This is a genomic window from Colwellia sp. MB3u-55, from assembly GCF_014076785.1.
Classification (GTDB): Bacteria; Pseudomonadota; Gammaproteobacteria; order Enterobacterales; family Alteromonadaceae; genus Colwellia_A.
The window spans coordinates 91,101-104,072 of sequence record NZ_JACGUS010000115.1 but is presented as its reverse complement, the minus strand read 5'-3'; the positions used below and the strand labels follow the sequence as shown (position 1 = coordinate 104,072).

5 protein-coding genes are annotated in these 12,972 nt (G+C 40.0%); all 5 read right to left on the bottom strand.

The annotated features are described in order from the left end of the window. Window positions 1–74: 74 nt before the first annotated feature. On the bottom strand, window positions 75–3,521 hold the full coding sequence (locus H4J66_RS11190) for a hypothetical protein (protein WP_182174478.1): 3,447 nt from the start codon (window positions 3,519–3,521) through the stop codon (window positions 75–77). A gap of 99 nt (window positions 3,522–3,620) precedes the next feature. Continuing rightward, window positions 3,621–5,033, bottom strand: coding sequence for a family 16 glycosylhydrolase (locus tag H4J66_RS11185; protein WP_182174475.1), 1,413 nt, complete (start codon window positions 5,031–5,033; stop codon window positions 3,621–3,623). Between the two features lie 155 nt (window positions 5,034–5,188). Continuing rightward, the gene (locus H4J66_RS11180) at window positions 5,189–6,517 is read right to left on the bottom strand and encodes a glycoside-pentoside-hexuronide (GPH):cation symporter (RefSeq protein WP_182174472.1); all 1,329 of its coding nucleotides are present in this window, start codon (window positions 6,515–6,517) and stop codon (window positions 5,189–5,191) included. A gap of 124 nt (window positions 6,518–6,641) precedes the next feature. Beyond that, on the bottom strand, window positions 6,642–9,626 hold the full coding sequence (locus tag H4J66_RS11175) for a TonB-dependent receptor (RefSeq protein WP_182174470.1): 2,985 nt from the start codon (window positions 9,624–9,626) through the stop codon (window positions 6,642–6,644). 76 nt (window positions 9,627–9,702) lie between these two features. Beyond that, window positions 9,703–12,372 (bottom strand): glycoside hydrolase family 16 protein, encoded by a 2,670-nt coding sequence (locus tag H4J66_RS11170; RefSeq protein ID WP_182174467.1) that lies wholly within the window; start codon window positions 12,370–12,372, stop codon window positions 9,703–9,705. Window positions 12,373–12,972 lie beyond the last annotated feature (600 nt).

Genomic DNA, 12,972 nt, shown 5'->3' with positions numbered 1-12,972 from the left:
TCGTTATATATAATTGAGGGGGTATTGATACCCCGTCTTTAATCAAACAACCAAAAAATTATGCTAAATAATAATTAATAAAATAAATTATCAGTTGATATCGTTAAGGTTAATTGCTGTATTTGACCGCTTCTAAGAAACAACTCAGTACTCTCTTTAGCAGGTAAACTCAACGCTGAGAATGTTTGCTGTTTACCGTCTTTATAAGTCACTATTAACGAAGGTTCAACTTTATCGTTAAGCTGATAAACAATTGGAACCTGACACCAAGTAAAAGCGAGCCCCATGGCTGGCACCGTTATTTCTTGCCAATTTTTGCTCACATCTAGGTAGCGAAATGGCTTTGCTTGTTGAATAAATTCACATGATTGCAATAAGCTTGGTTCAAACGAGACAACACCTGCGTTAACGCGAAGCCCTAACTCGCCAAAACGTGAAAGTATTTCTTCTTTCACTTGTCCTGTCATACCCGGTTGTTGTGCACCTGAATGTTTAGGGGTGTGAGAGTATGGGTCCATTGGAAATGCCCCATATTCAAGTGGTGTTTTGTTAAAACCAATACCATCACGAACTCGATAGTATAAACTGGCAATTTGTCGCCTTACCTCGTCACTTTCTCCTTGCTCAACACAGCTAAAAAAGTTTTCTTCTACCGCTAACATAAGCTTAGAAACCATGTGCCAATAGATACAGCCCAAACCTTCAAAACCAAACATACCACCAGAGCGGCCAGTAAAAGCTTGATGATTAAAGGTTTGCTCATAAAGATCAAAAATCGCTGTTTTATCAGTTGTTAGTGCGTGAGGATATTCTTGGCTAAGCTCAGTTAACTTATCTTGTAGAACATTGCTATTAGTAATATCAGCATTGAAGCGATATTGACCATCAATATCTTGCAAAATGATGCGTTCATCAACCTGTTTAAGCATCTGTTGCAGCGAAGCGTTTTCTTGTACCTGCTGGGCATTAACACAATTTTTTTCTAAAAAGCTTGGCAGCTTTCTATCGGGATAAAGCATAAAACTTTTTTGATCGGGGCGATAAACATCACTCGCAAAAAGCGCTTCGACTACATCAACCACTTGTTTTGGTTTAAGTGCACCAGAACTTAAGGCAGCAACCTGTCCTTCGAGCATTGGGTACAGATTTTTAACCTTGGAGGTCTTATTTTCTAGGCTCAATAAATTATAAGCGTTATATAATCCGTCGGCGCGTTCATTGGTCTCAATCGTATGTTCAATCGCTTTTAGGGCATCACTTAACATAGCGCTGATCTGACTAATCTGCTGACGCGTCTTGCCACTAAAACCTTCTTGGCTATAGATAGCTTGACGGTAATCGCTTGCTGCCATGCCTAGTTCCGCAGTACTTTGATAGCGTACCTCAGCAGTTACTGGCTCAGGGGTTAACGTTGAAACTAAATGTGTTAATGCGTTTGCCGTATCCGTCAACCATAAGTTAACTTCAATAGACAACTCAACATCTTGTGTTTCATTAGCAATTAACTCTTGGAAAAAACAAACATAACGACGCAAGTAACATAAGGTCACCATAGATAAACCTTGCCCAACTAAGGCATTGTTTGCATCATTCCATTCGGGTCTTTGGGTATTTAACCAAATACCACCATCAACCACTAAATTACCCAATTTAGACAATAAGGGTACTAATAATTTTTCCAACAAGTTAACTTGATAAACATCCCCGTTGGCATCAAGGACCAGTTTACCATCAGCCCCCATTGTTTTAACACGTTGCTCAATGTTAAGCGCGAGCGATTCGTCATAGGTGACGGTGCTTTTAGCATCTTTAACCAAGTCATCAAATGACTTAATGCGATAAGGCACATTGGCATAACTGAAAAGTGTTTGGCGCAGCATCGCAGTCAATTTTTCTGGATGAAATTGCTTCGACAGCTCAAGCATCTTTTGTAAGTAAATTATTTGATGATCACCCCAGTAACCAATATAGCTCCATGGGTCATCAGGCTCTTCGACTTCCCAGTCGATACCTTCTTTGGTAATTCTATAAGGATTATAACCATCCATCGTCGAAGCATTAACAAACTTGGCAACAACACTTTCAATAAATTGCGGATAGCTATACGTTAATGCCTCCCAGTTTTGAAAAATATCTCGCCAATTTCCTTGGTAAGTTAACAAACGCTTATTGTTTTCGTCCACTAATTTAATAGCGAACTGGTTCCATGGACGACTCGGATCGCCATGACGACGACCAAATGATATAGGTAAATATTCAGAAGCTAAGCGTTCAAGTTGGCTATCGCCAGACGTTTTAATTTCTGTCAGTAATTCCACAAAATCTAACTTTTCCGGCAAACTGTCTAACAGCGCTTGATTGCGTTGATAAACCTTATGGTTAAATAAATTAATCGTCTTGGTAAAGTCATCTGCAGAGATCTGATATTGATCGTCAAAAATACCACCACGCAAGGCATTAAATAAGACATTAGCATAGTGATGCTCGGCAACACTCTCTTCACCCGTTAATTGAAAACCGTCAACAGAAGCCATAATACGAGCAAGTTCATCAGAGCCATTGGCTATAGAATCGTTGATATTGTCGTTAAGTTTATTTTGGTCGCCTAGCTGGCTACGCAAGACAACAGATTGACTTTGAGTCTGCTCAATATTAGCAATAAATTGCCACTTTTTACCACTGTGCGGCTTAAGTTCAAGGGTAGTATTCACTAAATATGCGCCACGAATACCTCGCTTTGTTGTTTCCTGTTCAACCTGTTCGCCACGTCGAAAAGCACCTAATTGCTCAGATGACAGTAAAATATTAGTGTTATCTAAACCAAGGCAAAAAACCGTATTGGCTTTTAATGACTCACAAGGCTCTGCTCTATCGGTGATGCCCGAAAACAAAGTAAAAAAGGCAAGACCTGAACTTTCATCTAACTCGGTCCACTTATAGGCATCCACTAAATTGCTTGAATTTGTTTGGGTAAAGCGCGGTGTGCCTGCAGGTAAAATATTCTGAAAACCATCAATAATTTCAACACTTAAAGGTTTATCTGATAAGTTCTCTAATTCACATTTCCTTACAAAACCATAAGTGTCGCTCGTTGCCCAGGTATAGCGAAAGGCTAACTGCAAATCATTATGAATTTCTTCAAAACACAGTTTATTGCCTAAAACGTTCTTGTATAAGTTTCTGGTGATATTAAAACGAAGTTCATGCTCACGATTAAAGGGTTCCCAATCAACCTTTTCACTACCCGTATTAACACGTAATAAAGTTTTACAACCGGTATTTAACTCACTTTCATGAATTTTGTCTACGGTAATATAAGGAAATAAAGACGTCTCTGGCGATACACGCCCTGCGGTTAATCCACCCGTTGATGAAACAAATAGCCAATGGTCACTATTAGAAATAACGCTAACAAAAAAAGGAGCCATCTTATTAACATTGTTAATGGCATAAAAACGTTCGTCAGCGATAGTGACAAATTCACCGGTCACTTGATTGTTGTGGGTATTACATATTTTCATTTTTAATTCCTACCTAAACTCAAGGTACTTTACTGTTCTAAATAATTGAATAAATTAATAGATGAATGTTTAAATTCATCTATTTCTAAAATTTACGGTTTACTGATTTAAAGGTTTAAATATTCTGACAAAGTCAACTTCCATTGATACCGGAAAAATACTGTCATCTATGGGTCCACCTGCTTTGCCCCACATACCGCCAATCGCAAGGTTTAGAATAACGTGGTAAGGATGATCGTAAGGCCAAGCGCGCCAGCCGCTAGATTCATTGCTATAAAAGAAATAAGGCACATTATCAAACAATACGGTAATACTCTCTGGCGTCCACTCAACGGAGTAAAGATGAAAAGCTTTTTCAACATCTTGACCTTCGATACTGCCCTTTCTTTGTTCCCAATTCGCCCAATAATAAGCTTTATTATGCACGGTACCATGAATGGTTTGCATGTCGTAACCAACGTGTTCCATGATGTCTATTTCACCCGAGTTAGGCCAAGCATCACAGGTTGCACTGCCTTGCCAATCGTCGTTTTCTTGACAGGTGCTTGAATATTTAAAAGGATCACTAGGTAACATCCAAATAGCTGACCAAGTGCCTTGCCCTGCCGGTAACTTAGCTCTAACGTCGACACGTCCGTAAAGAAAATCACCTTTACCTTGTGAGTGAATACGGCCAGAGGTATATTTTGCATCATCTAAATTTTCTTTATAGGCGGTGATCACTAAATTACCGTCTTTTACATGGACATTTTTGAGGTTATCGGTATAAGTTTGATCTTCACTGTTCACCTTACGAGCAGGCCAAATATCATAACTCCATTTATTTGGATCTGGCTTACCTTGATAATTAAATTCATCACTCCAAACCAATTGCCATTGCTTTGACTCAGTATTTTTTTTACGGACAATTAAGGCATTAAGGATTGGCTGCCCGTTGATCGCTTCAAAGTTTATATCTAGTTGCCCATCGGTTACTTCAATACTATAAACAGCTCGTGCTAAGGCCGATATATGCTTACCATCTCGAGCAAGCCTGACATTTAAATCACTAATAACCAGCTTATTCTCAGCAAACACATTGAAGACACGAGCATCCATAGCGTTGTCTTCGGGTTCAGCAAATTTAAAAATGATATCGTACAGTCCATTTTCCATGGGTTGCTTAATGCCGATATTACCAAAGCGAAAAGATTGATAAATAAAACTATCTTGTGAGCCTTTGATATTTTCAATCGTACCTATATCACCAGTAGTTATCGATTGATCTGCTTGATAGCTTATACCGTCAACGCCAACATATTCACTACCACCAACATTAATTGCCCAGACTACCGTGTTATCTTTTTCACTATGATCACTTTGCTTGTCACCCTGATGAACAGAAGATAAATGAGGTTCCTCGGGCTGATAACGTTCATCGTCGCTTATCAGTTCTTGGCCAACAAGTAATACGGGGATCAAAATTAAGACCAAGACCAGCAATGATTTTTTGTTATTTTGTTTATTATTCATTTTGTTGAAGCTCCAAATTCATAACGTTATCTCAGCTACATAGCGTTATTTATTAGCAATATTAGAGCAACAATAAGGGAACTAGGATGTATCGCAATCAAAACAAGGCAAGATGGACTAGCCTTGCGGTAAAAACGACACTTCTCGCTTAGCGACTAAGCCCAGTGAGTCTTTAAGGCTAAATGTATTTGTTCAACTTTTTCTTTGTTAAGCACGTACTTTCGCATGACCCAGGCAACAAGTATTGAACCTAATGCGGGGTAAACAGTGAATGATAGTAAAATCCCCTCTTTAGCCATTTCTGTTTGTTCAACGTCTGCTTGGTAGCCATAATAAGCGAGTAACCAACCGGCGAAAGCACCACCAAAAGCGACACCTAATTTGATAAAAAACACCACCGAAGAATAGACCATGCCTGTTATGCGAACACCTGTTTTCAAATGACCATAATCAATGGTGTCAGCCATCTTTGCCCACAACAAAGGGGTTGCCATTTGTAAAAAGAAGCTCCATAAAAAAAACAATACAAAGGCGGTGGTTACTTGATCTTTGGGGACAAAATAACTGATCACACAGATAAAAGCGGCAATGAGCTGTAAACTAATATAAGCCTTAATCTTGCAGACTCTTTTTGCAAGAGCTTGAGCACAAGCGCAGCCTAAAATGCTACCAATCATGCCCAGCGACATAAATAAAGTAATTTGCGCTTCGAGACCGAGCACATATTTAACATAATATATCGCTAATGTGGCTCTTAATACTTGGCCTGTTAATAAAAATAAACCTGCCAGCGACAATATTCGCCATTGATCATTTTGCCACAGTGCTTTTAAATCGTCGAAAAAGGATGTTTGCTGATTTTCAGGTACGCAAACACGTTCTTTAGTACCACCAAAACATAATAGAAACATCGCCACGCCTAAAAGGCTCATCGCGACCATAGTGAGCTGATACCCTTTGGCTTTATCACCATCACCAAAATACTCAACTAAAGGCAAAGTGCCTGCGGCAACAATTAATCCACCGAGCATTCCTAAAACGAATCGATAAGTTTGCACTGATACGCGTTCAGCAGGCTGCGTCGTTAAAACACCACCTAACGCAGAATATGGGATATTAATTGCGGTATAGACCATCATTAACAAGGTATAAGTAACAAAGGCATATATAACCTTAGCGTTACCCGTCAAGTCTGGCGTAGTAAATGCCATAATAGAAATAATGCCAAACGGCACAGCGAGCCAAAGTAGATAAGGTCGAAATTGTCCAAAACGTGTTCTAGTACGGTCAGCAAGTGCCCCCATCAGCGGATCAGTTATCGCGTCAAATAAACGCACCACTAAAAACATAGTGCCAACAACAGCTGGCGAAATACCCACCACATCAGTATAAAAAATCAACAGAAACATCATTACCGTTTGGAAAATAATATTACTGGCGGTATCACCCAAGCCATAAGCAATTTTTTCGCGAATTGTTAACATAAAGCGTCTCTTTTGATTATTGACTCGACTAACGAGCTTATAGATATAAGGTTATAAAATAAAAAAAAGGCCTATATCGCAAAACAATATAGGCCTATTAGTTGAAACTCACTAGATTACAGGTTTACTTAAAACTGTAACGAACACCTACAGTATATCTAGTACCGTACTGTCTAGCGGATAAAAACTGCTCTTCGTAACGACCAAAAGATTGCTCGGTTTCGTTATTCAGATTTAACCCTTCAACAAATACCGTAAAGTTTTCATCAATGTCGTAGTTAATACTCATATCTACTTGACCAAACTCTTTAGCAAATTGTGGTGGCGCATCAGAAGAACCTTGAGCTTGTCCTACACCAATAAGGTATTCGTCACGCCAAGCGTAAGTGACTTTTACTGACAAACCTTCTTTTTCATAAAACAATTGAAAGTTAGCCGAATCACTTAAACCGGTTAGTGGTGTTTGCGGCTTTAAATCAGCAACACTATCAACTTTAGTTATGTCATCAACATCGAATTTAACATCACCATCAACAAAGGTCGCATTAGCACCAAAACCAAAACCACTCTCGCCAAAAAAATGTTGAACAGCGACTTCTATGCCGTCAACCATCTTGTCATCAGGGGCATTGAATGGACGGGTAATATCCCATTGCATTAAAGGATCATCACCTGCTGGTTCAATAAAGCCTTGAGCGTTTAACGTCGCTCCGTTAGCTTGCATTTGTGCAAAAATTTCATCACTGGTTGGCGTGCCACCGAGATCAGATACCGCTTGATTCCAACGTGGTCCCTGATAAATATCACGCATATCATCAACTGATGTCGTTATCGTTTGGCTACTAATAAAATTCTTTACATCTTTTCTAAAGTAACCAATAGCAGCATAACTGCCTTCTGCATAATAATATTCTAACGAAATATCAAGGTTAGTAGACTCATAAGGGTCAAGGTTAGTGTTACCTTCACCACCTATACGAGAGTTAGGACGCGTACTTGCCCCTAATGAACGACCACCAGCTAAGCTACCTAAAGGAGCACGAGCTATCGTTTTCCCCCAAGACGCACGGGCAACAAGTTCCTCACTAAGATCAATTTTGGCATCAATCATAGGTAAAAAGACATCATGCTCACCTTCAAGCGATAAAATAGTATTTTCACCTGGTTGATATTGAGTAAGCCACTCACTGCCACCTTTCCACCAAACTTCGGTAGGTATAGGTTGCAAGACATTACTGGTTACATCGGTTTGCTCATATCTAAAACCAACATTAACCTGCACGGGTAATTCAGCAACTTCAAACTCAAATAAAGACGATGCATAAACACTCGTAGTATCTTCATCTACTGAAGATTGTGATTGAACACTACCAGGGCGGTAAGCGTCGGTACTAAAAAAGTCGTCGCCTAATACATCACTGTTTAAATAATACGCTGAACGAGCAACCGCTTCATCAAAGTCAAAACTATAATAGTATCCAGCCCCCATAGGGTTGTCGCCATTTGAAAATTCATCCAAAAAGCCATCGGTTGTATTGTACTCAAACATTCCATCAGGAAATGCCGCTGAATAATTGGGATTAAACAAGAAACCACCAATCAGGCCACTCCATGAACGTGAACCACCCATGGTTTGCTCAGTACGAGCAACACCAAACTTAACTAACTTTAATGACGAGTCATCTGGGTTTTCCCAAGAACCATCGATTTGCAGTTGATCAATTTCAGACTTTCCAGGAGTATGCTCAAATTGGCTAAAATGTGAATCTATCTCACTCGGTGCAAGCGTTGTAGAGCCATTTTTCCAGAAGATTGTCCCTTGTGGAATATCACCTTGTCTGAAGTCATAATGTTTATTAACCAATTGATCTGAACCAAAAACTAATGATCCCGTGCCATTCATGCCTTTATCTTTGCCATTGTCAGCTTTATTTTCTGAGCTATGGTAATCGACTGAAAAAACAAAGTCATCGGACGGTCGCCATTCAACATTAAAACCTAATGAGCTTTCATTAGTTTCAGTTGTATTTCGATTGGCCGTATAAGAGCCATCATTACCAGACAAATCGGCAAAGATAACCGTACCATTTTCATCTAATTCGTAAGCATCAATGTTGCCGCCAAAATCGTGCCATTGACCCCAACCAATAGAATTAGTGCCCGTAGTTGACTCTCCCATCGTATAATCAAGTGTCATAATCACACTTTCAATAGGCGCATATTGGAAAGTAACATTGGCATTGGTTCTTTCACGCTCAACGTTAGCAATACCATAGTTCATATCACGAGGGAAAAAAGCACCCGCTGCCGCATTTGCATCACGATTATCAATGACTTTGTCATCATCTAAAGTCGGGAGCTGTGCGTCTGGCTGAAACTGCCAACCTTGAATATTTGCCGATTGTTGTTGAAAGTCACGTTGTTGATGAGAGAACGACAAAGCAAAACCAAAGGTGTCATCAGCAAAAGTATTACTGTATAAGCCTGAAAATTCTGGAGTAACATCATCACCTTCAACATTAGACGAGTCATAAATACCTTTTCCTGAAAGAACAAATTTCTCACCAGGGCTAGCAAAAGGTTTCATGGTAATAATATTAACTGTCGCGCCAAGACCACCACTTGGGTTTTCTGCACGCGCTGTTTTATGTACTTCAATAGCACTAACACCATCAGAAGACAAATTTTCTAAACTGTATGAACGTGAATTACCTGTACCCGGCATTTGACGACCGTTAAGTGTAATTAGGTTAAACTCTGGACCAAAACCACGCACGGTTATCTGGCTGCCTTCGCCATTTGAACGACTGACCGAAACACCGGTAATACGTTGTAATGACTCGGCTAAGTTAGTGTCTGGAAATTTACCCATATCTTCAGCAGATATAACGTCAACAACGCCAGAAGCGTTTCTTTTTACTGACATAGAGCGAGATAAACTGCTCATGATACCTGTCACTTGAATAACTTCTATTGCAGCGTCTTTTTCACTACTATTGACTTTATCTGTTACTGCTTCTTCGGCATAAAGCTGACTGCTCAAACCGGTTGCTAAAACCGCTGATATACAAACAGCTAGGCGCTTTTTATTAAAAATTGAATGTTTCATGGTTACCCTACTTTCTTAAAATTAGTTTTAATGACGGCGGCTGTTTAAAGCCGCTCAACCTTTGCTAATATCGTGGTTACAGTGCCGTTATCATCACATTGTCAAGACGAAAAACAGCCCCTTCTCCAGTTCCCCAAGCAGGGAAAATCATTAATACATCTATCTGACTAATATCCAAACCCGCATCAAATAATGTTTGCAGTGGGAATGTGTAGGTTTGCCATTCACCCGTAGTCGGTGCTTTTCCTTCTGCGCTGCCTGTTAAAGGAAGCTCTGCAAAAGTATCGGCTTTATTTGACTCGATTTTAAACATCCAAACACTTGCCGCATCGTTTGGTGGTGTAACAACTTTAACATCAAATTTCACCACACCGTTGGCTAAGATACCTGAGGCATCTACAAAAACGCCATCTTCAGCATCAAGCCCAACAACCGTTGGTTGTGAACCAATAACATATTCAGCCGTTACGCCATGAGCGGTATCATCGTTTTCAAGTGTAGGTGTTGTACCACCACAACAATCCCACATTGACCAACCTGTAGCAGGTGCATCAGCAAATAAAACATCATTGTTAACAGATGTTGCTGTTGGGTCATAAATTTTAACGTTATCTAAACGGTAAATGGCACCTTCGCCAGCACCCCATGCAGGGAATACCATTAAGACATCAATCGCACTGACATCTAAACCAGCATTCGCTAAATCAGATAAGTTAAAAGTATAGGTTTGCCATTGATCTAGAGCCGGTGAAACACCTTCAACAGAGTCAGTTAAGGTAAGTTCTGCAAAAGTAGCATTATTGTCTGCTTCAACTTTGAACATCCAAGCCGCATCACCAGGCATAGCCGTTACTTTCATTTCAAATTGAATTACACCGTTAGAAAGAATCGCAGAGGCATCAAATGGCGCAGGTGAATCTGTGTTATCAGCTCTAGATATAAAGCCCATTACCGTTGGCTCACCACCGATAGAAAATTCAGCTACGTTACCGTGAGCATCATCATCTAACTCAACCGTTGGCATAGAACCACCACAACAATCCCACATTGGCCAGCTTGGATTTTCGTCATCGGTAAAGACCACTAGTTCAGGCGCTCCGCCGACGTCACCTTCAATCGCGATATTAGTAATTAAGTATTCAGCGCCTTCGCCTGTTTGCCAAGCTGGAAATATCATCACCACATCAATTGCACTAAGATCTAGACCTGCGTCTTGTAAAACTGATAATGGGAATGTATAAGTTTGCCATTGACCCACAACAGGATCTGCACCTTCATTACTGGTGTTAAGCGCGACATCGCCAGTATTAGGTCCGCCGTCACCGGCTTCAACTTTTAATAACCAAGTAGTCGCAGAAGATGGTGGGGTAACCACTTTCATTTCAAATGACAAAGTACCATTTAAATCAACCAATGGTGATGCATCAAATGGGCTAGACTCACCAGAAAAATCATCTCCAAAATGTCCGCCTCGCGTTGAAAAACCTAATACGGTGCCATTGTTATCATTAATATTAAATTGAACAGCATCGCCTTTATCGGCATCAGCGATAATTGCAGGTGAAGTACCACCACAACAATCCCAAGCAATCCAGTTAGCATTTAAAGTTCCGTTAAAGATATCTAGGTTTTTAGCAACACCATCACTTGGAGGCAATGGAACTGGTGCTTTACCTTCAATAAGACCATCTTCTAAGCTATCGTAACCGGGTCTTACTGTTTCACAGCCTTTACCGGTATCAATATTTTGCTGACACTGGAAAACACGTACATAGTCAATTTCAAATTTGTTATCTGCACCAAAAGCTGTGGCATCAACACCTAAGTCATTAACATTTTCAGGCCAAGTGCCACCAACAGCAAAGTTAAGTATTAAATAAAATTCTTTGTCATAAGGAGCTTTGCTCCAATAGGTTTTTAATTCACCCGATAACTGGTCGTAGTATTCAGTAAACCAACCTCGATGTGCTAGGCCTACCGCTTCATCTTTAGAGTTGTAGCGAATTTTGGATTGTCGCTGTGTTGCATATAAATGGTCATCCATGTACCAGCGAATTTCACCTTCTTGCCACTCAATGGCGTAAGTGTGAAAATCATCAGCTGGGTTAGCACCACTCGCTAGGCTATAAGCTTGTCCTGATTGAGAATTGTTAGGCCAACTTTTACCATAGTGAAGTGTTCCGTAAACATGGTTTTCTGCGGTACCGTCTTCTCTCGCTACACCCAAGTTAACTGATTCAAAGATATCAATTTCACCCGAACGTGGCCATTCGCCATACTCTTCATCGGTAGGCATCATCCAAAATGCTGGCCAGCTACCTTGTCCTGAAGGCGCTTTAGCGCGCATTTCCATGCGTCCATATTTAAAATCGGCTTTGTAACGCGTCATCATGCGTGCTGATGTGTAAGGTAAAGCGGAGCCCTCGGCTGCGGGTAAGGCTACAATGTTTAATATACCGTCTTGTATATATGAGTTTTCAGCGCTGTCGGTGTAACATTGTTTCTCTTGGTTACCACCACCGTCACAGTTGACTTCATGCGTCCAGTTTTGACTGTTTATTGTGCTTGCATCAAACTCATCATTCCACACCATTTTCCAATCAGAGACAGGTTGTTGTGGATCAATAATATCTGCTTTAGTTTCGGTGGCTGCACCACCACAGCCAGCAAGTCCTAACGTGACCGTTAGCCCTATTAATGCGGCCAAGCCTTGTGTTTTAAATTTAACACTGCTTTTAGTTTTCATGTCTTCTCCCCTAGAGATATCCAAATCAAATATTTATAATCATTTTTATAATGTCTATACGCTACTTTTATCTACAAAGCTCACGTGAATACAAATACAATCGTAAACAAAATATTGTTATTAACTGCCTATCTTTTAGCACAACGATTTACTAATTAGCATTTAAATACGGTCAGATGGGATAGTGCAAAGTTGAAATGGACAAAACAGGGTCGAACGGCTTTTTTTGATGACTTTTTGGCTTTTGTAATTACCGCTTTACTTGGGTTTTGTATTAAGAGGCTAATACAACTTTAAAGCAGGATGAGTCATCATCTATATAATATGATGAAGACTAAGCTCACTGCTCTCTTTACCTATTAGCTTTTTAATAGTTAACACCAACAAACACCCCGTTAATAAGTGTGAAACCTTAGTATCTTGACATCACACTAATAAATACTCTGCATTATCTTAAGGGGTAATTGCCCGATAAGATCGCCCGTCACCTGTAAAACACCGCTAACAATTAGCGGATAAAAGCTATTATTTATCTCATTACATTAATTGATTCGTACACTTTAAAGTCAGATCGCTCACTAAAAAATCAATTTCGGTACA